Genomic DNA, 20159 nt, shown 5'->3' with positions numbered 1-20159 from the left:
AACTGAAGCACAGGCGAACCGAAGTACAGGCGAACTCAAGCACAGGGCGTGCCCAGATTTTTTCGTCCAGGACACGAGATAGTCGGCAAAACGTCATTGGCGAGCCATCATTGCCGCCTATCTATTGCTTGCGGGTAGGCAGTCGAAGGAGGCGACGGATGAACGACAGAATCAACACCCTGGATGAGCTTTTGAGCGATCCGATGGTCAAGCTGGTGATGGAGCGTGACCGCGTGCAGCCGGCCGAGCTTCGCTCGCTGCTTGAAGAAAAGGTTCGTCGGGATGATGATGCGTCGGTCAATCCCGTCACCGATCGCCCCAACTCCGATCGCCTCGGCACCGACCGCTCCATCCCGCCCGCTCATATAGTAGCCGAGAGCTGCCACAAGCTATGGTTGTGCGGCTAGGCAGCGGGCCTGCAGGCGTCGGCGATCCTTCGCGCCCTCCTGCGGCGTTTCCAGGCTCTCACCGCTACGGTGATTAGCGAGCCCGCCATGTATTCTGTTTGCCCAGCCCCTCTGCCCTAACAATTTGATTCAAACTTTGTTGGTAATTTCTCGTTAGTAATCCGGACTGGTTTGTCCGGCGGCGTTGTCTTGCCCTCGGTCTGTTGTGTTCTGCGTACAGGTCCAGATGCGGTTATCAGGCGTCGTCATCTTCTCGATCGCGTCACTTTGCCTTGCCGGCTGCACATCCACGTCCGGCGTCGACGCGCTGCAAGTGCCGTCCAGCGAGACGACCAGCTCGGTTGTGCGGCCGCCCGCGCCGGTGGCGTCGGTCGGCGCTGCCGATGCCGAACCCGACTTTGCGCAGGAGGAGGCGACGGAGCAGACTGTGGCGATGGCCACTCCGGAGCCTGCCGAAAGCATTGAACCACCCGTCGAGCCGATTGCCCTGGTGGCGCCGAAGCGGCTGGCACGGGCAGCACCGATACTCGCCGAGCCGGTCCAGCGCTATCGTTTCCGTGACGCCAAGCCGATCAATTTCGGCAGGGCATCGCCCAGGCACCTCGCCGTTCACGGCGTCGACGTCTCGCGCTGGCAGGGCAATGTGAACTGGGCGAAGCTGCGCGCGCAGGGCGCGAACTTCGCCTACATCAAGGCGACCGACGGCGGCGATCATCTCGACCCGATGTTCAGGAAGAACTGGCGCAATGCCGACGCCGCCGGCCTCAAGCGCGGCGCCTACCATTTCTTCTACTGGTGCCGCACCGCCGGCGAGCAGGCCGACTGGTTCATCCGCAACGTGCCGAGGGTCGAGGGCGCCTTGCCGCCGGTGATCGATGTCGAGTGGAACGGCGAATCCAGCTGCAAGCGGCGGCCGTCGCGGCAAAAGGTGCTGGAGAAGATGCAGGTCTTCATGGACAAGCTCGAGCGCCACTACGGCCAGCGGCCGATCATCTACACCGCGCCCGATTTCTACCGCGATAATCTCAGAGGCGCATTTCTGGACTATCCATTCTGGCTGCGCGCGGTGGCACAGCACCCGTCAAAGGTCTATCCCGGCCGCAAATGGGTGTTCTGGCAGTATTCCGGCTCCGGCCTGTCGCACGGGGTGAGGGGCCGCATCGACCTCAACGTGTTCCACGGCGACGAGAGAGCCTGGCGGAACTGGGTTGGTGGGAGGCAGATGGTGGCCGAGGCGGAGTAGGGGAACCGGTCCGGAGGTGGAACTTCTTGCTGCTTGCGCCCGGAGGTGCTGATCGCGGCCGCAGAAAGCCGCCATTTGCAGGCCAGCATGAGGTGAATATCGACGGACCCTGACCGCCTGTCGCGGAAGTGTCATCGATCCGTCATCGCTTTGAAATGTGGTTCCCGCAAATCAGGTGGCTTCCATTCGAACAGGAGACGCCACCCGTGCCCCGCCATTCCGCGCTTTTCGTCCTGACGGCAGCGCTTGCTGCCTCGGTTTCGCTGCCGGCCCATGCCGACATGATGTTCAACCGGGTCGCGAGCTTCGCAGTCGCCGGAAACCTCCCGGCCGACGTCGAGAAGACCACGCCGACTTCGTCCGAGATCATCACGGCGAGCGAAGACGGCATGACGCTGGTTTATTCCGATAGCCCGCTCGGTGCGGTCGGCTTTATCGACATCGCCGATCCCAAGGCGCCCAAGGCCGGCGGCATCGTCAAGATATCAGGCGAGCCGACCTCGGTCGTGGTCATCGGCCGCAAGGTGCTGGCCGGCGTCAACACGTCTCAGAGCAAAGCCAAGCCTTCGGGCAACCTCACCGTCATCGACCTTGCCTCCAAGGCGATCGAAAGCACCTGCGACCTCGGCGGCCAACCGGACTCACTGGCGTTCAGCAAGGACGGCAAGTTTTTGGCCATCGCCATCGAGAACGAGCGCGACGAGGAGATGAACGACGGAGAAATTCCGCAGATGCCTGCGGGCGACCTTAGGATTTTCACGCTTGCCGAAGGCCAGCCTGATTGCGCGACGATGAAGACGGTCAACCTGGCGGGCATTGCCAAAGTCGCGGCGGAAGATCCGGAGCCGGAATTCGTCGCCTTCAACGAGGACGGCGAGATCGCGGTCACGCTGCAGGAAAACAACCACATCGCCATCGTCAACGCCGAAACCGGCGCGATCGTCACCCACTTCTCCGCAGGCTCCGCCACGCTGGACAAGATCGACACCAAGAAGAACGGCGCCTTGTCGTTCGACGGCAAAATCGAAGACGTCGCGCGCGAACCCGACGCCGTAAAATGGCTCGACAATGACCGTCTCGTCGTCGCCAACGAAGGCGACTACAAGGGCGGCTCGCGCGGCTTCACAATCTTCAGCAAGAAGGGCGAGGTTCTCTACGAATCCGGTCCGTCCTTCGAGTACGAGGTCGCCAATGCCGGCCATTATCCCGACGACCGCAACAAGAAGGGCGTCGAGCCGGAAGGTCTCGAGACCGGCACGTTCGGCGAGGACAGGCTGATCTTCGTCGCTTCGGAGCGTGGCTCGGTTGTCGGCGTCTACAAGGACACGGGTGCGGAGCCTCGGTTTGTCCAGATCCTGCCGTCCGGCATCGGTCCGGAAGGCCTGGTCGCGATCCCGTCGCGCAATCTCCTGGTCACCGCCAACGAGGCCGACCTGGTCGAGGACGGGCTCGCCCGCTCGCACGTGATGATCTACGAGCGCTCCGAAGGCCCCGCCACTTACCCGATGATCACGGCAAAGCCCACGGCAGACGGCACGCCGCTCGGCTGGGGCGCGCTTTCGGCGCTCGCGGCCGGCGACACTGCCGGCAAGCTGTTCGCTGCCTCGGACTCATTCTACGCCAACGCGCCCTCGATCTTCGAGATCGATGCCACGCAGACGCCGGCGCTGATCACCGGCAAGACCATCGTCACGCGTGGCGGCCATCCTGCACAGAAGCTCGACATCGAAGGCATCGTCGCCGACGGTGAAGGCGGCTTCTGGCTGGCCAATGAAGGCGATCCGGCAAAGCTCGTCCCGCACGCCATCCTGCGCGTCAGCGACAAGGGCGAGATCGAGCAGGAAATCGGCTTCCCGACGGAATTGCTCGCTCACCAGACCCGCTTCGGTCTCGAAGGCATCACCACCATCGGCGAAGGCGACGACCTGACGCTGGTGATGGCCGTACAACGCGAATGGGCCGACGATCCCAAGGGCCAGGTCAAGCTTTTGGCCTACAAGCCGAAGGCCAAGGAATGGTCGGCGGTGCGTTACCCGCTCGAAGCGACCGAAGCTGGCTGGATGGGGCTGTCGGAGATCACCGCGCATGACGGCAAGCTCTACATCCTCGAACGCGACAACCAGATCGGCGACCTGGCCAAGGTGAAGCGCATCTATTCGGTGGCGCTCAATGCCTTCAAACCGGCCAAGCTCGGTGGCGAATTGCCATTGGTCGAAAAGACGCTGGTGCGCGACATCGTCGGCGACCTGAAATCAGCCAGCAACGGCTATGTCATCGACAAGGTCGAAGGTTTCACCATCGACAAGAACGGCGATATCTTCGTCGCCACCGACAATGACGGCGTCGATGACTCTTCCGGCGAAACGCTGTTCCTCCGCTTGGGCAACATCAGCGCCGTGAACTGAGGGTGTTTCCCTCCCCCTTGAGGGGAGGGTCGATCCGCGAAGCGGATCGGGGTGGGGTCGTTTCGGCCGCTCGACTCTTCCCTGACGGACAGTCCGACAACAGCCGCAGAATCTTCGCTGCGGCTGTTTTCGTTGACGACATGCGCGGCGGATTTCCGCGAAACCTGAGCCGCCAGCACGTCGGTCGCGGATGGTGTTAGGGCACCTCTACATATTTATTCCGCCAGGCTGACCCCTTTGGGCACATCCAGCCCGTCGGCACGCAAGCCTTCGATATGAAAGCGTATTGCGTCGCGAATTTCGTTTTCCACTTCAGGCACCGTCGCACCGGTCGCGATGCAGCCGGGTAGGTCTGGCACGTACGCGGAAAAATTGTTTCCGGCTTTTTCGATCACCACCGCGTAACGCATGTCATCACTCCTTTAAACCGGACTGCTTGAGGATGCTATTCAGTGTTCCCGGTGCAATCTCTTCAGACGGCTTGCCGGCCACCGTGACGCGGCCGGCTTTGATTTCATGCTTATATTGATTGGCGATGACTGCCTTTAGTTGCAACCAGATACCAGCCGTCGGTTTCCAGCAGGCGAATGACTTCGCGGACCGTAAGCCGAGGTGGCATCGGTCCTCAGCTGCACCCGCTCGTCGAGCCGCAGGTGTCGCACTTCTCACATGTCCCGTTCCTCACCATGGTGAAGTTGTGGCATTCCGAGCATTCGTTGCCTGTGTAGCCCTGCATCAAGGACTGCTGACGCCTTGTCGCGGCAAGCGCTTTCGCCTCGGCCGCCTCCTGCGCGGCGGCATCGGTGAACAGGCCCGAAGCCTCTTCGGCCTCCTCGTAGATGATATCCTCGACCAGTTCCTTCGCCCGCTCCTCATAATCACGCTTGTAGGCGATGGCTTCGTCGCTGGCTGGCTTCAGCGCCAGCACGTTGGAGCCTGAGAAGGCCGTAGGGACAGAACGGGCAGGAATCCCACTCGAACCGGAACCCCCAAACCCCTTAGGGTCGGCGCTCATTCCCGACACCAGTTTGACCGGCGAGACGCCGCGGGTCAGCCCCTTCGAGAACGGCGTCGCCTTGCCTTCGTTGATGCCGCGGCCAAGTGCGGTCTTGTCGAAATCCGACTGGTCGACATGGGCGAGGTCGTGGCGTTCCAGATAGGAAACCGCAAGTTCGCGGAACACGTAGTCGAGGATCGACGTGGCATTCTTGATTGCGTCGTTGCCCTGCACCATGCCGGCTGGTTCGAACTTGGTGAAGGTGAAGGCTTCGACATATTCCTCGAGCGGCACGCCATATTGCAGGCCGAGCGAGATGGCGATGGCGAAGTTGTTCATCATCGCCCGGAAGGCGGCACCCTCCTTGTGCATGTCGATGAAGATCTCGCCAAGGCGACCGTCGTCGAATTCGCCGGTGCGCAGATAGACCTTATGGCCGCCGACGACCGCTTTCTGGGTATAGCCCTTGCGGCGGTTCGGCAGCTTTTCGCGGTCGCGATAGAGGCGTTCGACGACGCGTTCGACGATCTTTTCAGTCACCTGCACGGCGCGCTGTGAAGCCGGTGCCGCGATCAGCTGTTCGACGGCATCGTCCTCGTCGTCTTCGACGTCGGCAAGCAGTGAGGCGTTAAGCGGCTGGGAAAGTTTCGAGCCGTCGCGATAGAGCGCGTTGGCCTTCAGCGCCAGCTTCCACGACAGCATGTAGGCGCCCTTAGCGTCTTCCACCGTCGCGTCGTTCGGCATGTTGATGGTCTTGGAAATGGCGCCGGAGATGAAGGGCTGGGCCGCCGCCATCATCTGGATGTGGCTATTGATCGACAGCGAACGCTTACCGATCTTGCCGCACGGGCTAGCGCAGTCGAACACGGGCAGATGTTCGGCCTTCAGGAACGGGGCGCCTTCCAGCGTCATCGCACCGCAGACATGGATGTTGGCGGCCTCGATGTCCTTCTTCGAGAAGCCCAGCGCCGGCAGCATCTCGAACGAGAAATCGTTGAGCTGCTCGTCGGTGAAGCCAAAGGTCTCCTTCACCCAGTCGGCACCCAGTGTCCACTGGTTGAAGACGAACTTGATGTCGAAGGCCGATTTCAACGCTGCGTTAAGTGCCGCGATCTTGTCGTCGGTAAAACCTTTTGCCTTGAGCGAGCCGGGGTTGACGGCTGGCGCCTGGTTCAGATTGCCGTGGCCGACCGCGTAGGCCTCAATCTCGGCGATCTGGCTTTCCGAATAGCCAAGCGTGCGCAGCGCTTCCGGAACGGCGCGGTTGATGATCTTGAAATAGCCGCCGCCGGCCAGCTTCTTGAACTTGACCAGCGCGAAGTCGGGCTCGATGCCGGTGGTGTCGCAATCCATGACCAGGCCGATCGTGCCGGTCGGCGCGATCACGGTCGCCTGCGCATTGCGGTAGCCATGCTCCTCGCCGAGCTCGATGGCGCGATCCCAGGCAGCCTTGGCATGGGCGGCAAGCTCCGGCTGCTTCAGGTCGGAGGCGACCAGCGGCACCGGGTTGACGGCGAGTTTTTCGTAGCCGTCCCTCTCGCCATAGGCGGCACGGCGATGGTTGCGCATGACACGCAGCATGTTCTGGGCATTGCGGTCGTAATCGGGGAAGGCGCCGAGCTCGGCGGCCATTTCGGCCGAGGTGGCATAGGCCGTGCCGGTCATGATCGCGGTGAGTGCTGCGCAGATGGCGCGGCCCTCGTCGGAATCATAGGGAATGCCTGATGTCATCAGCAGGCCGCCAATATTGGCGTAGCCGAGGCCGAGCGTACGGTATTCGTAGGAGAGCTTGGCGATCTCCTTCGACGGGAACTGCGCCATCATGACGGAAATTTCCAGCACCATGGTCCACAGCCGAACCGTGTGCTCGTAGGCTGATATGTCGATGCTGCCGTCCGCGTTGCGATAGGGCAGCAGATTGATCGACGCCAGGTTGCAGGCGGTGTCGTCGAGGAACATGTATTCCGAGCACGGGTTAGACGCCCGGATCGCACCGGCCGCGGCGCAGGTGTGCCAGTCGTTCATCGTCGTGTTGAAGTGCAGGCCCGGATCGGCCGACGCCCAGGCGGCATAGCCGATCTTTTCCCACAAATCCCGGGCCTTCAGCGTCTTCAGCACCTTGCCGTCCTTGCGGGCGGTGAGGTGCCAGTCGGCATCCTCTTCGACGGCGCGCAGGAAATCGTCTTTCAGCGAGACCGAATTGTTGGAGTTCTGGCCCGAAACGGTGAGGTAGGCGTCCGAATCCCAGTCGGTGTCGTAGGTCTTGAACGACATCGAGGTGTAGCCCTGCTTGGCGAACTGGATGACGCGGTAGATGTAGTTCTCCGGCACGCCGTCCTTCTTGGCTGCCTTGATCTCGCGCTTCAGCGCGGTGTTGATCGCCGGGTCGAAGCAATCGTCGTCCTGGCCTTCGCAGTTGATGCAGGCCTTCATGATCGCTTCTAGGTGCTGCTTCACGATCTTCGAGCCGGTGACCAGCGAGGCGACCTTCTGCTCCTCATTGACCTTCCAGTCGATGAATTCCTCGATATCGGGATGGTCGGCGTCGACGATGACCATCTTTGCGGCGCGGCGCGTCGTGCCGCCCGACTTGATGGCGCCCGCCGCGCGGTCGCCGATCTTGAGGAAGCTCATCAGGCCGGACGAGCGGCCGCCGCCGGACAGTTTTTCGCCTTCGCCGCGCAGGTACGAGAAATTGGAGCCGGTGCCGGAGCCGTATTTGAACAGGCGCGCTTCACGCACCCACAGGTCCATGATGCCGCCTTCGTTGACGAGATCGTCCTGCACGCCCTGGATGAAGCAGGCATGCGGCTGCGGATGCTCGTAGGAAGATTTCGACTTGGTCAGCTTGCCGGTGAACGGGTCGACATAGAAATGGCCCTGGCTCGGGCCGTCGATGCCATAGGCCCAGTGCAGGCCGGTGTTGAACCATTGCGGCGAGTTCGGCGCGACGCGCTGGGTGGCCAGCATATAGGCGAGCTCGTCGCGGAAGGCGCGCGCGTCTTCCTCCGACTTGAAGTAGCCGCCCTTCCAGCCCCAATAGGTCCAGGTGCCGGCGAGGCGGTCGAAGACCTGGCGGGCGTCGATCTCGGAGCCGTAGCGCTCAGCCTCGGGCAGTTTTGCCAGTTCGGCCTCGTCGGCGACGGAGCGCCACAGGAAGGAGGGGACGTCATTCTCCTCGACCCTCTTCAGCCGTGCCGGCACACCGGCCTTGCGGAAATATTTCTGCGCCAGGATGTCGGCGGCAACCTGGCTGAACTGCGCCGGCACATCGATGTTGTCCAAGCGGAACACCACCGAGCCATCGGGATTCTTGATCTCCGAAAGCGCCTTGCGGAATTCGATCTCCGCATAAGCCGACTGCCCTTGCTTGGTGAAACGACGCTCGATGCGCATTGGTCCTATCCCTTGCTTGTCTATATATAGCGCTTTTCCCAGGGGATTTCTGCCCCCTTCGCGAAACGCGCATGTCCGCCGCCTGCCGGCGTTCGAAAACGGCCGGCTCCCCTTTCCACAGCCTCCGCCGCCCTGCTGGTCAAACTCCTTGCGAAGTACCTGTCCAACGCGCTGGCGAACCCTGCGGGTCCCTCAAAACTGAAGTTTTTTTCGATTCCCTCAATCGAGGGTCCTTCACACTATCTAGCGTCGAACCTACCTGCAAACACTAAATATAGTATTAACAGACAATTTATTCCAGTCCGACATTTTTCCCTTTCGTCCCCCAAAGACCCCACAATCCCAACGCTTCCGCCGGCCTCGTAAACAGGCGGAATGCGGCGAAAACGCACATAATCCGGGAAAAAGACCGGGCTCAGAACTTTCCGGTCGCGCTCTCAACAGGAGCGCATGGCCTATAAAAGGCGACTCGTTTTGCGCCGTCAAGGATTCGTTTGTGCCGCTTTTGTGACCCCAACATCTTGTGTGTCACATATGTGGATAACGGGGATAGAAAGTGGCCCAGGGAATTTCGATTTGCCCACGCGCAGGCAATCGGCCGCGACAACGCATGCCAAAGTTGGAGTGGCCAAATCGATTCTCTTCGCCAAACAACATCGCCGGTGATGCGCGGCAGGTGCGCGGCTTCGGCCGGTGAGCCTAGGTCTTGCTCAGGAGAACTGGTGCGGGTCGGCACAGAAATAGGCGATGATCTGGCCAAGGTCCGGCTCGTTGACCATGCGTACGGCCTCGGCGGGGCTGACCCATTTGCGGGTGCGCGACCGCTTTTCCTTCCACCGGTCGGCGATCTTGTCGACCCGCAGCGGAAATACCAGGACTTCGCAAGGCACTTCCTCGCCGGAAGCCAAAGCCTTGGCATAGAAGTAGCGGCCGGCTTCGTGGTGGGAGATCGTGCCGCGCAGTCCGGCTTCCTCGCCGGCCTCGCGCGCCGCCGCTTCGCAAAGCAGTTCCTTGGCCTCAGGCCAGCCCTTGGGAAGCACCCAGCGGCCGGTATCGCGGCTGGTGATCAGCATGATCTCGACGCCATGCCCGGTATCGCGCCAGGGCAATGCTGCAACCTGCAGGCGGCACGGCGCTGTGCCGAAGAGCCGCTGGACCCTTTCGGCCAAATGGTTGTGCGTTACTGGCCTCGTCAACATCGGAGAAGCTTGCCCCAGCCTCCAGAATCACTTGTCGTCTCGAGAATCTTACGGCTAATCATAAGCAATAAAAGTAAAAAACCTCATACGAACGGGTTAACCACACGATCAGGTGCCGATTCAGGAAATATCGTGCGCCGCGGCACTCTTTCAAGAAGTGCTCGCCGGCATGTTCCGGGAGGAAAAGCAGTTGCCGCGAATCAGCCGGCGTGATCGTCGGCGATCGGCTTCTGGTAGGTGAAGCCCATATCCCACGGAAAATAGATCCAGGTGTCCTGGCTGACTTCGGTGACGAAGGTGTCGACCAGCGGCCTGCCTTTCGGCTTGGCGTAGACGGTGGCGAAATGCGCCTTGGGCATCATGGCGCGCACGATGCCCGCGGTCTTGCCGGTGTCGGTGAGGTCGTCGATGATCAGCACGCCGACGCCGTCATCGGCAAGCAGTGCCGGCGTGACCTCCTTCAGCACCTGCAGCTGTCCCTGGCTGGCGTAGTCGTGATAGGAGGCGACGCAGACCGTCTCGATGACCCGGATGCCGAGTTCACGCGAGATGATGGCGGCCGGAACCAGACCGCCGCGCGTGATGCAGACGATCGCTTTCCATTGGCCTTTGTTGGCGCCGGCAAGCCGCCAGGCGAGCGCACGCGCGTCGCGGTGGAACTGATCCCAGGAGACGGGAAAGGCCTTTTCGGGAAGGGACATTTTTGTGCGCACTCCGCAGCGCGCGAAAAACCGCGCGCAGACACTTGAAGGAATGCGCGCGGAATTAACTGGAAAGCCTTGGCCTTGGCAAGGGCGGCGGCAAGGGATCCCTGTGGACTTAGCCCCTGTGGCTTACCCCTTCGTGGACTTACCGCGACAGGAAAGCTGCCACGGGCAGGGTGCGCAGCACCGTGCGCGTGACCCCGCCGAACAGAAGCTGGCGCAGCCAGGAATGGCTGTAGGCGCCAAGTACGAGCAGGTCGGCGCCGGTTTCGGCGACCCTGGTCTGGATCACCTCGTCGACCGAGTGGCCGCCCGATTGCAGCACCGAGACGCTGACGGTAGCGCCATGCCTGGACAGGGCGGCGGCGATTTCGGCGCCGGCCGCCTCCGGGGCCTCATCGAGCGTATCCGGCGGGTCGATGACGACAATATCAGTCTTCTCGGCCTCGATGATGAAGGGCAGGGCGTCGAAGGCGGCGCGCGCGGCTTCCTTGCTGCCGTTCCAGGCGAGCAGCACGTGCTTGAAGCTGGTCACGAGCGGGCCCGAATGCGGCACGACCAGCACCGGCCGGCCGGCGTCGTAGACCAGCGTGTCGACATCGGCGCTCGGATCGCCGCCCGACTCGCGCTGCGCGGCGATGATCAGGTCCGCAGTGCGGACGGTTGGGATGCCGGTCAGCGCGCTGTCTCCGGAAAAGCTCTCGAGGCTGCGCCACTCGAAGGACAGGCCGGATTCCTCGACATGCCTGAGGAAAACCGCCCGCAATTTTTCGGCACGCTCCTTGTTCATGTCGGCCGAAACCTGCAGAAATTCGGTGTCGGGAAAGCCGGTCGCCGAGGTGTAGGGGACGGGAAGCGCTTCGGCATGAATGCCGATGAGATGGCTCTCGAACCTGTCGGCAAGCGGAATGGCGCATTCGAGCACGCGCTCCGCGTCCTGTTCGTTCTGCAGTATGGCGACGATGGTCTTGAATCGCATGATACCCTCATTTTACGGCGATCGAAACTCGCCCGCGAGAAACGTTACAGCACCATGCTTAGTTCCGGCCAATGCATGTCGCCCAAAAGTGCGCAGCGGTTTTGGGATAACGACATGCATAAAAAAGAACCTAAAGCGCGTCGCGTGAATCCTCTCAGACGCGACGCGCTTTAGATCAGTTGGCCGCGCTGGTGAGGCCTGCGACCATCGCCTCGACATCGGCGCGGGCGGCGTCCAGCGCGTCCTGGCTGCGGGCGCGGACGACCAGCTCCGTCCAGAACTTGCCGTCGCCATATTTCGGGTAGGAGCCGATAATCGTATCCGGATGCGCCCTCTGGATGTCGCCCAGCGGTCCGCCGACCACGCCTTCGCCGAACGGACAGTGCACCGTGGCCGACAGCATTTTGGTGCCGGCCTTCAGCGTCGGCACCACATTGTCGAGCATGGCCTGGAAAATCACCGGCACGCCGGCCATGACATGGACGTTGCCGATGCGGAAGCCAGGCGCGATGGACACAGGATTGTCGATATGGTCGGCACCCCGCGGCATCCGCGCCATGCGCTTGCGCGCCTCGGTATATTCGATGCCGCGCGCGGCGTAGCTCGCTTGCAACATGGCATAAGCCTTGGCGTCGTATTCGCAGGGCACGCCGAAGGCCTTGGCTACCGCATCCGCGGTGATGTCGTCATGCGTCGGACCGATGCCGCCGGTCGTGAAGACGTAGGTGTAGGGGGCACGCAGGGCATTTACTGCGGCGACGATCTCGTCTTCCTCGTCGGGAACGATGCGCACCTCCTTCAGGTCGATGCCGATCGCCGTCATGATGTCGGCGAGGTGGCCGATATTCTTGTCCTTGGTGCGGCCGGACAGAATCTCGTCGCCGATGACCAGCATGGCGGCGGTGACGATTTCAGGCATGGGAGGCTCCGGCAAAAAGTCAGTTGAGGCAGACAAGGTCGCCCGAGATAACGCGGCGGATGGTTGGCGGCAATGCCCGTATTGATAACGCTGCTGCAGCAGAGCAATCGCATCAGGTCGGCTTCGCCCCTCATTGCCCTGCCGGGCATTTCTCCCCGTATAGTGACGGGGAGAAAGACGCCTTCGCAAAGGATTTCGCCAATCTCCAGCGTTGCAGAATGGGTGCCGAGGCCGCGGCCAGCCCTTCTCCCCGTCACTAAACGGGGAGAAGGTGCCGGCAGGTGGATGAGGGACGGCGCCGACTTCGCCAATTGGCCGGTCGAGCGCCGACTGCGGCAGCGCCCTATTCCTTCACCGCACCGGTCATTGAGGAAACGTAGTGCTCGACGAAGAACGAATAAAGTACGACCACCGGCAGCGAGCCGATCAGGGCTCCGGCCATCAGCGCTCCCCATTCATAGACGTCGGAGCGGACAAGCTCCGTGAGCACCCCGACCGGCACAGTCTTGTTTTCGGACGACTGGATGAACGTCAGGGCATAGATGAATTCGTTCCATGACAGGGTGAATGCGAATATGCCGGCGGAAATCAGGCCGGGCACCGACAGCGGCAGCACGATCTTGGTGAGGATCTGCCACCGGCTCGCCCCGTCAATGAGCGCGCATTCTTCCAGTTCGAACGGGATGGAGCGGAAGTAGCCCATCAGCAGCCAGGTGCAGAAGGGCACCAGGAAGGTCGGGTAGGTGAGAATGAGCGCGAAGGGTGTGTCGTAAAGCCCAAGGTTGAACACCATCACCGACAGCGGGATGAACAGGATCGAGGGCGGCACGAGATAGGCGAGGAAGATCGCGAGCCCGACCTGCCGCGCCCCGGAGAACCTCAGCCGTTCGATCGCATAGGCCGCGAACACCGCAGCCAGCAGCGACAGGAAGGTGGCGGCGGTGGAGATGATGATCGTGTTGAGCAGCCAGCCCGGATAGGAAGTGTCGAACAACAGATAGCGGATGTGCTCGAATGTCGGATGCACGACCCATAACGGATTGAAATTGGCGTAGTCGGTCATCTCGAGGTTGGGCTTAACCGCCGTGATCGTCATCCAGTAGAACGGGAACAACAGCACGATGACGAACACCAGCAGCGGCAGATAGACCGTCACCACGCGCCGCGGCAGGCTCTGAAGGTAGCCCATGCCGCCTTCGTCGAGTTCCGGACGTTTCGTTTTTTTGGTCGTGGCCCTCTTGATCACAGCCATGTCAGTCTCCGCCGCCTTGTTGCCATTTGCGGCGTTGCAGGCCGAAATAGCTGAACAGGATCGCCGCAAGCAGGAACGGGATCATGGCGACCGCGATTGCGGCGCCCTCGCCAAGCTGGCCCCCCGAAATGCCGCGCTGAAACGACAATGTCGCCATCAGATGGGTGGCATTGACCGGTCCGCCGCGGGTCAGCACATAGATCAGCTGGAAATCGGTGAAGGTGAACAGCACGGAAAACGTCATGGTGATGGCGATGATCGGCGTCAGCAGCGGCAGCGTCACAAAACGGAACAGTTGCCAGCGGCTGGCGCCGTCAAGCGTGGCGGCCTCGTAAAGCGACTGCGGAATCGTCTGCAAGCCGGCCAGCAGCGTGATCGCGACGAACGGGATGCCGCGCCAGATATTGGCGGCGATGACCGAAGCGCGCGCGTTCACCGGATCGCCGAGGAAATTGATCCGATGGTCGATCAGGCCCATTTCCATAAGCGCCCAGGACAGGATGGAGAACTGCGAATCGTATATCCACCAGAAGGCGATGGCCGACAGCACCGTCGGCACCACCCACGGCAGAAGGACGATCGCGCGGAAGAACGATTTGAAGGGAAGGTTCTGATTGAGGATAAGCGCCAGCCAGAGGCCGAGCGCGAACTTCAGGATCGAGGCGCTTATCGTGTAGAGCAAGGTGTTGAAGACGGAGAGCCAGAAGACGGCGTCATCCGACAGATATTGGTAGTTTTCGATGCCTATGAAGACACCGGGGCGGCCGATGCGGGCATCCGTGAAGCCGAGCCAGATGCCGAGCCCCAGCGGATAGGTCAGGAAGACCAGCAGCAGCGCCGCCGCCGGCAGCATGAAGCCGAAGCCAAGCGCGTTCCGGCTGTCGGCCAGGAGCGACAGGATCCGCGACGGGATCGACGGACGCGGCTGAACGGCAGCGGACGACACGGCCATGGGACGGCTCCTCATGAGGTCTGGTGGCATGGTGGCCTGAGTGGTCGCCACGCGATTTCAGGAACCAGACCGGGCAGCGCGGTCGCGGCTGCCCGGCTCGGCTGTGATCAAACGCGATAGTACCGGTTGGCGCGTTTCTCCGCCTCTTCCATCGCCTCCTGCGCCGTCGCCTGGCCGGTCACCGCCTTGGCGAACATGTCGACCAGGACATAGTCGGCCATGGTCGCCGCCGAAGCGTAGCCGAGCGGCCCGGCATAACCGTTGGGACGCAGCGTCGCCGAGGCTTTGGCGTAAGCTGCGTTGTTCGGGTCGGCCGTCCACACAGGATTGTTTTCGAAGGCTTTGAGTGTCTGGCAGCAATAGCCGGCCGAGGAGGTGATCCACTCCGCCATTTGCTGTTCCTCGAACATAAACTGCAGATAGGCTTTGGCCGCGTTGGGGTAGGGCGTGTAGTCGAAGATCACGGCCGTGGTCACCTGGAACAGCTCGACGGATTTTCCGACAGGACCGATCGGCAGGCTGGTCGTGCGCATGTCCTTGGCGATTTCAGCCAGTTTCGGATCATTGTCCTTGTTGGTCTTGGCCGTGTTATACACGGAAATGCCGTTGGCGATGACGCTGAGTTCGCCGGCCAGGAAGGCGCGGTTGTTGTTCACGTCGAGCCAGCTTTCGGTGCCGGGGATGAAGGTCTTGTAGAGTTCCTGCGCGTATTCGATCGCCTTTAGCGTCTCGGGGCTGTTGATCGTCACCTTTCCGCTCTCGTCGACCATCTGGCCGCCATGGCTCCACAGCAGCCAGTGAGCATAGTTGTTGCCGTCGCCGACGCCATGGCCGTGCGTGAAGCCGGCCGGATGTCCCTTCGCCTGCAAGGCCTTGCAAAGCTCGAGGAAGCTCGCCGTGTCCTTCGGAAATTCCGAGAAACCAGCCTCCTTCACCCAGCTTTCCCGATAGACGATGGCATTGCCGATGGTGGCCAGAGGCAGGCCGAGGAATTTTCCCTCGCGCGTCGCATATTGCTTTGGTCCGTCGTGCCAGCCGCCGTATTTCGTGCCGAGATACTCACCCAGTTCCGTCACGTCGTGCAGCTTGTCGGGGTACTGATGCGGATCGTCGAACCAGACCAACATCAGATCTGGACCGGAGCCGACATTGGCGGCGACCGCCGCCTTGGGGCGGATGTCCTCCCAGCTTTCCTTGTCGACGCGGACCTCGACGCCTGTCGCCTCGGTGAACCGCTTGGTGTTGGCCAGCCATTGATCCTCATCGCCCTGCACGAAGGGCGACCAGCGCAGCATCCGCAGCTTCGCGCCGTCCTCGGGCTTGTATGTCAACCCCTCCTGGGCAAAGGCGGAAGAGCCGACGAACCGGCTTCCCAAGGCTCCCGCCGCCACGCCGGCGGTGGTGCGGATCACGTCACGTCTGGTGAATTTCATGCTCGTCTCCTCCTGTTTATGTCCTTGCCGTGGTTCTTACTGCCGGGTGCGCATGTCGAAGCGCTGCCCGGTTTCGCCATGAAAGAGATGAATGAGGCCCGGCTCGGCCGTAAGCCGTACGGTCTCGCCCGGCGTGAAGGAATGGCGCTCGCGGAAATTGGCGACGATCTCTTCGCCGCCGGCCGTCCGGCCGATGAGCTGCACTTCCGATCCGGTCGGCTCGACCACCGCGACGGTGACCGGAATACCCTGGCCGTCGGACAGCTGCAGATGCTCGGGCCGTATCCCCAGCACCACCTGTTCGCCGCTGCCGATCGAAGGTACTGCGGCCAGCGGCAGGGAAATTCCGCCGGAGCCGCGAAAAGACGGTGAGCCGCCATCAGTTGCGATTTCGCCCCTCAGCATGTTCATGGCGGGCGAGCCGATAAAGCTGGCGACGAAGAGATTGTTCGGCCGGTCGTAGAGTTCCAATGGCGGCCCGATCTGCTCGACGAGGCCGTCATGCATGACCACGATCTTGTCGGCCATGGTCATCGCCTCGATCTGGTCGTGGGTGACATAGACCGTCGTGGTCTTCAGCCTCTGGTGCAGTTCCTTGATCTCGGCGCGCATCTGCACCCTGAGCTTGGCGTCGAGATTGGACAGCGGCTCGTCGAACAGGAAGACCGCCGGATCGCGCACGATCGCCCGGCCCATGGCGACGCGCTGGCGCTGGCCGCCGGAAAGCTGCCGGGGATAGCGCTCCAGCAATGGCACCAGCCCCAGGATTTCGGCGGCGCGCTTAACGCTGGCAGCGCTTTCGGCTTTTGAAACGCCCTTGAGCATGAGCGAGAACGCCATGTTCTCGGCGACGGTCATGTGCGGGTAGAGCGCGTAGTTCTGGAAGACCATGGCGACGTCGCGTTCTTTTGGCGCAACGTTGTTGACGACACGGTCGCCAATCGCGATCTGGCCGCGCGAAATCTTTTCCAGGCCGGCGATCATCCTGAGAAGGGTCGATTTTCCGCAGCCCGACGGCCCGACCAGCGTGACGAACTCGCCGTCGTCTATGTCGACGCTGACACCGTGGAGAATCTCGACGGTTCCGAATGATTTGTAGACATCGCCAATCGCGACAGACGCCATCGATTTCCTCCCGAATGCTTCCTGCGACGTCTTCGAAGGAAACCGCTTTCCTAACTGGCCGCGGCAGCTCCCAAGCTCCTCCCTGGTCACGCGCGATGATGAAACGGTAGCGCTACCAAGCCTGCCTGTAAAGCGGCTGCGCCGCAAGCACTCTTCTTTGTTGCTCTTGATCGTGAGCGTTCCCAGCGGGACTGAAATTCGCCATGTCCGGGATCATAGCAAGAGCATGACTTGTCAAGCCCCAGCTCTTAAAACCAGAGATGCGGGAGGCCATCAGCAACGACACCAGCCTAGTCGGAAACTTCGGTTTGCGGGCGGTCCCGGCCGTCGGCGAGCTCGTCGTGCCATTTGCCGTCGGCATCCTCGTACTGGATACCGTCCGTGGTGCCGGCGACCTGCTGTTCGGCCGAAGCGATCTCGGCCGCGCGCAGCGCGTCCTCGTGAGTGGGGAACGTCTCCGAAAATGTCTCGCCGACCTTGTAGGCCCAGCCCCCGTCATGCTCGACGATCTTGTAGGTCAGCTTCGCCATGAAATCCTCCAGTGGAAAAAGCTCCGTCTGCTCAATGCAGTTTGCCTTGGGGCAGTTTGCCTTGAGGCAATCTCTCGTCGGGAACCAGCACGTCCGATTCCTTCGCGGCTTCGACCAATGCCCGGCGCGCATCTGCTGTCGAACGATAACCTTCCAGCACTTTTAGGCAAGTGTCGAGAGCATCGCGATGCCGGGGACCACGATTGAGTGGCCAGACCGTCATCAGGCACTCCGCTGCTTCCTGGGTGCTGCGGATCTCACGGTATTTGCCGACATGGCCAAGTTCGACCACGACCGGCTTTTCAAAGGGCTTGTTGTCCATCATCGCCGCCAACGCGGAGCGGCCGATTTGGTTGCACGGCCCTCCGCGTAAAGGTCTCAAGGGTCGCAGTCGTGGGGCCGCAGCCATGAACGGGGCGCTCACCCCGCCGCCTTCATCCAGTGCTGCATCGTCGTCACCGAGCGGGCAAGCTGCGGCGCCGGGTGGATCGTCTCGCCGAAGGTGGCCGCGGCGCGCCACGCCCAGCGCGGATCGGCGAGGAAGGCGCGGGCCAGAGCCACCATGTCGGCACGGCCCTCGGCAACGATCGCCTCGGCCTGCTTCGGGTCGTCGATCAGGCCGACGGCCCGCGTCGGGATGCCGGCGCCGTTGCGCACGGCTTCCGCCAGATGCACCTGGTAGCCCCGGCCTGTCGGCAGCTTCTGCAGGGGCGAATTGCCGCCGCTCGAGCAGCAGAGATAGGCGACGCCCGCTGCCTTCAGCGCCTTGGCCACTTCGATCGCGTCCTCGACATCGAAGCCGCCATCGACCCATTCCTTGACCGACAGGCGCGCCCCAAGCATCAGCTTGGGCACTGCCTTCCTCACCGCCTTGGCGATCTCGACGACAAAACGCATGCGGTTTTCCAGCGAGCCGCCCCAGCGGTCGGTGCGCTGGTTGGAAAGCGGCGACAGGAACTGGAAGATCAGATAGCCGTGTGCCGCGTGCAATTCGATGAAATCGAAGCCGGCACGCTCGGCCCGCCTTGCCGCCTCGGCGAAGCGTTCGATGATGTGCAGGATCTCCTCATCCTCCAGCGCCCGCGGCACCTGCCAGCCGGTGTCGTAGGCGATGGCCGAGGCAGACACGATCGGCCACGGGTCCTGATCGGCCTTCAGCGGCCCGCCGCCTTCCCAAGGTTTCTGGTTGGACGCCTTGCGGCCGGCGTGGGCAAGTTGCGTGCCGAATTTGGTGCCGGGGGCGGCGACGCGCCTGGCGGCATCCAGCGCGCGCCGGGCGGCTGCCTCGTTGTCGTCGGAATAAAGGCCAAGGCAGCCATGCGAGATGCGGCCGCGCCGCTCGACGTCGGTCATCTCGACGGTGACCATGCCGGCGCCGGACATCGCCAGGTTCATCCAGTGGTACAGGTGCCAGTCGCTGGCGGAACCGTCTTCGGCGGAATACTGGCACATCGGCGCCACCGCGATGCGGTTGAGAAAGGTGAGGCCGTCAAGCGTGATCGGATGGAAGAGGGATGTGGTCATAAAAAACTCCGGGGAGGGGCTGTCGCTATTTAGGCAATGGATTGCGCCTGCGCCATACACGAGGCGGTGAAGTGCTGCCCATCTACCTGCCGGGCACCTCAAACGTTCGGTAGCAGGCGCCGTCGGCGAAGCTGCCGATCTCCCCCCTTGCGGGGGAGATGCCCGGCAGGGCAGAGGTGGGTGCTGTCCCTCCGACCTGTCAAGACCTCGGTTAAGCGGCCGGAGAGGGGCTTTCGTAGAGCGCGGCCCCCTCTCCATCGGCTCCGCCGAGCTACCTCTCCCCACTCTCGTACCACGATCGTGGGGCAAGGAACCCAAGCTGGATGAAGCCGCGATCTTTCCCCTGGAGCGATTTCCGTGAATTGCTGTCAGGATTGCGCAAAGGCTGGATCACCGCTACCCCTCGCCACCGGCAGCACGGAGTTCATCATGGAAGACCGCATTCGCATCCGTTCGGAGGAAGTCCTTTCCGACGACTGGGCCGTCCTGAAAAAGACCGTCCTCGATTATCGCCGGCGTGACGGGCAATGGGAGACGCAGATCCGCCAGACCTACGATCGCGGCGACGGCGCGGTGATTCTGCCTTACGACCCCGAGCGCTCGACGGTTCTGCTCGTGCGGCAGTTCCGCTACCCAGCCTACGTCACCGGCCACCGCGAGCCGCTGATCGAGGCCTGCGCCGGCCTGCTCGATGAACACGACCCCGAAACCTGCATCCGCAAGGAGGCGGAAGAGGAACTCGGCTACCACCTGAAGGACGTCGAACGGCTGTTTTCGCCCTATATGAGCCCCGGCAGCGTGACCGAGCGGCTTTGGTTCTTCGTCGCACGCTATTCGCCGACCGACCGCATCTCCGACGGCGGCGGCGCGCCGGACGAAGGCGAAGACATCGAGGTTCTGGAAATGCCGCTCGACGAAGCGCTGGCCGGCATTTACGACGGCCGCATCATCGACGCCAAGACGATCATCCTGATCCAGCATCTGAAGCTGAACCCGATCCGGGTGTGAGGGCTTTAATTCCTTTCAGTAACGGGCTGAGATGCAACTGGAGGGGAGCAGATCCATGATTGTCAAAAACTTGTCGAAGTTGTTCG

General features: G+C 62.2%; 19 protein-coding genes. 4 read left to right on the top strand and 15 right to left on the bottom strand.

The features are described from left to right. The first annotated feature begins 158 nt into the window (after positions 1 to 158). From BQ8482_RS24525 to BQ8482_RS24515, 3 genes are all read left to right on the top strand, one after another. Entirely contained in the window at positions 159 to 407 is a 249-nt protein-coding gene (locus BQ8482_RS24525) for a hypothetical protein (protein WP_123149957.1), read from the top strand. 226 nt (positions 408 to 633) lie between these two features. Continuing rightward, positions 634 to 1650, top strand: a complete 1017-nt coding sequence (locus tag BQ8482_RS24520; RefSeq protein WP_123149956.1) for a glycoside hydrolase family 25 protein — start codon at positions 634 to 636, stop codon at positions 1648 to 1650. A gap of 206 nt (positions 1651 to 1856) precedes the next feature. After that, on the top strand, positions 1857 to 4055 hold the full coding sequence (locus tag BQ8482_RS24515; protein WP_123150089.1) for an esterase-like activity of phytase family protein: 2199 nt from the start codon (positions 1857 to 1859) through the stop codon (positions 4053 to 4055). Between the two features lie 215 nt (positions 4056 to 4270). On the opposite strand, the gene BQ8482_RS24510 is transcribed toward BQ8482_RS24515, so the two are convergent. The 15 genes from BQ8482_RS24510 to BQ8482_RS24435 form a co-directional block, all read right to left on the bottom strand. Further along, complete coding sequence (locus BQ8482_RS24510; protein WP_123149955.1) at positions 4271 to 4465, bottom strand: type II toxin-antitoxin system HicB family antitoxin; 195 nt, start codon at positions 4463 to 4465, stop codon at positions 4271 to 4273. Between the two features lie 4 nt (positions 4466 to 4469). Beyond that, positions 4470 to 4547 carry a type II toxin-antitoxin system HicA family toxin gene (locus tag BQ8482_RS40700; RefSeq protein WP_425294133.1) on the bottom strand — a complete coding sequence of 26 codons (78 nt, stop codon included), beginning with the start codon at positions 4545 to 4547 and terminating at the stop codon, positions 4470 to 4472. Between the two features lie 28 nt (positions 4548 to 4575). Then, positions 4576 to 4674 (bottom strand): type II toxin-antitoxin system HicA family toxin, encoded by a 99-nt coding sequence (locus BQ8482_RS40695; RefSeq protein WP_425294130.1) that lies wholly within the window; start codon positions 4672 to 4674, stop codon positions 4576 to 4578. Positions 4675 to 4680: 6 nt separating this feature from the next. Next, the gene (locus BQ8482_RS24500) at positions 4681 to 8448 is read right to left on the bottom strand and encodes a vitamin B12-dependent ribonucleotide reductase (RefSeq protein WP_123149954.1); all 3768 of its coding nucleotides are present in this window, start codon (positions 8446 to 8448) and stop codon (positions 4681 to 4683) included. Positions 8449 to 9158: 710 nt separating this feature from the next. Further along, the gene (locus BQ8482_RS24495) at positions 9159 to 9647 is read right to left on the bottom strand and encodes an NUDIX hydrolase (protein WP_123149953.1); all 489 of its coding nucleotides are present in this window, start codon (positions 9645 to 9647) and stop codon (positions 9159 to 9161) included. A gap of 200 nt (positions 9648 to 9847) precedes the next feature. Continuing rightward, positions 9848 to 10348, bottom strand: coding sequence for a xanthine phosphoribosyltransferase (gpt, locus tag BQ8482_RS24490; RefSeq protein ID WP_123149952.1), 501 nt, complete (start codon positions 10346 to 10348; stop codon positions 9848 to 9850). A 148-nt stretch (positions 10349 to 10496) separates the two neighbouring features. Next, positions 10497 to 11330: a universal stress protein gene (locus tag BQ8482_RS24485; RefSeq protein ID WP_123149951.1), complete on the bottom strand. Its 834-nt coding sequence runs from the start codon at positions 11328 to 11330 to the stop codon at positions 10497 to 10499. Positions 11331 to 11505: 175 nt separating this feature from the next. Further along, the gene (locus tag BQ8482_RS24475) at positions 11506 to 12249 is read right to left on the bottom strand and encodes a competence/damage-inducible protein A (protein ID WP_123149949.1); all 744 of its coding nucleotides are present in this window, start codon (positions 12247 to 12249) and stop codon (positions 11506 to 11508) included. Between the two features lie 343 nt (positions 12250 to 12592). Further along, positions 12593 to 13501, bottom strand: a complete 909-nt coding sequence (locus tag BQ8482_RS24465) for a carbohydrate ABC transporter permease (RefSeq protein WP_123149948.1) — start codon at positions 13499 to 13501, stop codon at positions 12593 to 12595. Between the two features lies 1 nt (position 13502). Continuing rightward, a complete protein-coding gene (locus BQ8482_RS24460) occupies positions 13503 to 14354 on the bottom strand; it encodes a carbohydrate ABC transporter permease (protein ID WP_425294132.1) in 852 nt (283 codons plus the stop codon). A 206-nt stretch (positions 14355 to 14560) separates the two neighbouring features. Continuing rightward, on the bottom strand, positions 14561 to 15886 hold the full coding sequence (locus tag BQ8482_RS24455) for an ABC transporter substrate-binding protein (RefSeq protein ID WP_123149946.1): 1326 nt from the start codon (positions 15884 to 15886) through the stop codon (positions 14561 to 14563). Between the two features lie 36 nt (positions 15887 to 15922). Beyond that, complete coding sequence (locus BQ8482_RS24450; RefSeq protein WP_095491992.1) at positions 15923 to 17011, bottom strand: ABC transporter ATP-binding protein; 1089 nt, start codon at positions 17009 to 17011, stop codon at positions 15923 to 15925. A 290-nt stretch (positions 17012 to 17301) separates the two neighbouring features. Beyond that, complete coding sequence (locus BQ8482_RS24445; RefSeq protein WP_077371423.1) at positions 17302 to 17541, bottom strand: DUF2188 domain-containing protein; 240 nt, start codon at positions 17539 to 17541, stop codon at positions 17302 to 17304. Between the two features lie 31 nt (positions 17542 to 17572). Beyond that, positions 17573 to 17866, bottom strand: coding sequence for a DUF982 domain-containing protein (locus BQ8482_RS24440; protein WP_123149945.1), 294 nt, complete (start codon positions 17864 to 17866; stop codon positions 17573 to 17575). Between the two features lie 95 nt (positions 17867 to 17961). Beyond that, entirely contained in the window at positions 17962 to 19065 is a 1104-nt protein-coding gene (locus tag BQ8482_RS24435) for an NADH:flavin oxidoreductase/NADH oxidase (protein WP_123149944.1), read from the bottom strand. A 429-nt stretch (positions 19066 to 19494) separates the two neighbouring features. Between BQ8482_RS24435 and BQ8482_RS24430 the strand changes: the two genes are divergently transcribed. Beyond that, entirely contained in the window at positions 19495 to 20073 is a 579-nt protein-coding gene (locus BQ8482_RS24430) for an NUDIX domain-containing protein (protein WP_123149943.1), read from the top strand. Positions 20074 to 20159: the final 86 nt, after the last annotated feature.

Source organism: Mesorhizobium delmotii (genome assembly GCF_900149755.1).
Classification (GTDB): Bacteria; Pseudomonadota; Alphaproteobacteria; order Rhizobiales; family Rhizobiaceae; genus Mesorhizobium; species Mesorhizobium delmotii.
The sequence above is the reverse complement of the archived record's forward strand: the minus strand, read 5'-3'. Positions and strand labels throughout refer to the sequence as shown.

What these genes read in the sequence shown, in the direction of transcription:
- BQ8482_RS24525 (WP_123149957.1), top strand. Translation starts at nt 159, where the DNA reads ATGAACGACAGAATCAACACCCTGGATGAGCTTTTGAGCGATCCGATG.
- BQ8482_RS24520 (WP_123149956.1), top strand. Translation starts at nt 634, where the DNA reads ATGCGGTTATCAGGCGTCGTCATCTTCTCGATCGCGTCACTTTGCCTT.
- BQ8482_RS24510 (WP_123149955.1), bottom strand. Translation starts at nt 4,465, where the DNA reads ATGCGTTACGCGGTGGTGATCGAAAAAGCCGGAAACAATTTTTCCGCG.
- BQ8482_RS40695 (WP_425294130.1), bottom strand. Translation starts at nt 4,674, where the DNA reads ATGCCACCTCGGCTTACGGTCCGCGAAGTCATTCGCCTGCTGGAAACC.
- BQ8482_RS24500 (WP_123149954.1), bottom strand. Translation starts at nt 8,448, where the DNA reads ATGCGCATCGAGCGTCGTTTCACCAAGCAAGGGCAGTCGGCTTATGCG.
- BQ8482_RS24495 (WP_123149953.1), bottom strand. Translation starts at nt 9,647, where the DNA reads ATGTTGACGAGGCCAGTAACGCACAACCATTTGGCCGAAAGGGTCCAG.
- gpt (WP_123149952.1), bottom strand. Translation starts at nt 10,348, where the DNA reads ATGTCCCTTCCCGAAAAGGCCTTTCCCGTCTCCTGGGATCAGTTCCAC.
- BQ8482_RS24485 (WP_123149951.1), bottom strand. Translation starts at nt 11,330, where the DNA reads ATGCGATTCAAGACCATCGTCGCCATACTGCAGAACGAACAGGACGCG.
- BQ8482_RS24475 (WP_123149949.1), bottom strand. Translation starts at nt 12,249, where the DNA reads ATGCCTGAAATCGTCACCGCCGCCATGCTGGTCATCGGCGACGAGATT.
- BQ8482_RS24465 (WP_123149948.1), bottom strand. Translation starts at nt 13,501, where the DNA reads ATGGCTGTGATCAAGAGGGCCACGACCAAAAAAACGAAACGTCCGGAA.
- BQ8482_RS24460 (WP_425294132.1), bottom strand. Translation starts at nt 14,354, where the DNA reads ATGCTGCCGGCGGCGGCGCTGCTGCTGGTCTTCCTGACCTATCCGCTG.
- BQ8482_RS24455 (WP_123149946.1), bottom strand. Translation starts at nt 15,886, where the DNA reads ATGAAATTCACCAGACGTGACGTGATCCGCACCACCGCCGGCGTGGCG.
- BQ8482_RS24450 (WP_095491992.1), bottom strand. Translation starts at nt 17,011, where the DNA reads ATGGCGTCTGTCGCGATTGGCGATGTCTACAAATCATTCGGAACCGTC.
- BQ8482_RS24445 (WP_077371423.1), bottom strand. Translation starts at nt 17,541, where the DNA reads ATGGCGAAGCTGACCTACAAGATCGTCGAGCATGACGGGGGCTGGGCC.
- BQ8482_RS24440 (WP_123149945.1), bottom strand. Translation starts at nt 17,866, where the DNA reads ATGATGGACAACAAGCCCTTTGAAAAGCCGGTCGTGGTCGAACTTGGC.
- BQ8482_RS24435 (WP_123149944.1), bottom strand. Translation starts at nt 19,065, where the DNA reads ATGACCACATCCCTCTTCCATCCGATCACGCTTGACGGCCTCACCTTT.
- BQ8482_RS24430 (WP_123149943.1), top strand. Translation starts at nt 19,495, where the DNA reads ATGGAAGACCGCATTCGCATCCGTTCGGAGGAAGTCCTTTCCGACGAC.